Below are 421 nucleotides of genomic sequence, written 5' to 3'. Positions count from 1 at the left end.
GCTTAAATCGGAAGGTTTGAGCTATGATTATTTGAGTCTTCCGGAAATTAAAAGAGAGAAAAAACTGCCTGTAGTGCTTAGTAAACAGGAGGTTTGGCAAATGCTTTCGGGGTGTAAGCTTTTAAAGCATAAAATTTTGATCGGCATTCTTTACGGGTGCGGACTCCGCTGTATGGAAGTTAGAAATCTCCGTTTATGCGACTTAGATTTTGATAGAAAACAGTTGAAAGTGGTTCAGGGAAAAGGGAAAAAAGACCGCTATTTACCACTTTCCGAACATCTGATTCGTGGACTCAAAAAGTATATCGAAGCGGAAAAACCGGAAGATTATCTCTTTGGAATGCCACGAGAAGGAAGAGCTGGCGGAGAGTTTGATTCCCGCTACTCACAACGAGGCGTTCAGTGGGCGGTAAAACAGGCA

1 protein-coding gene is annotated in these 421 nt (G+C 42.5%); it reads left to right on the top strand.

Annotated features, from left to right (window positions below):
• On the top strand, positions 1-421 hold a 421-nt coding region (locus DRF58_RS18245), incomplete at both ends, for a tyrosine-type recombinase/integrase (protein ID WP_157966756.1).

The organism is Epilithonimonas hispanica, assembly GCF_003385395.1.
Lineage (GTDB): Bacteria > Bacteroidota > Bacteroidia > Flavobacteriales > Weeksellaceae > Epilithonimonas > Epilithonimonas hispanica.
This window is presented reverse-complemented; position numbering and strand designations above follow the sequence as displayed.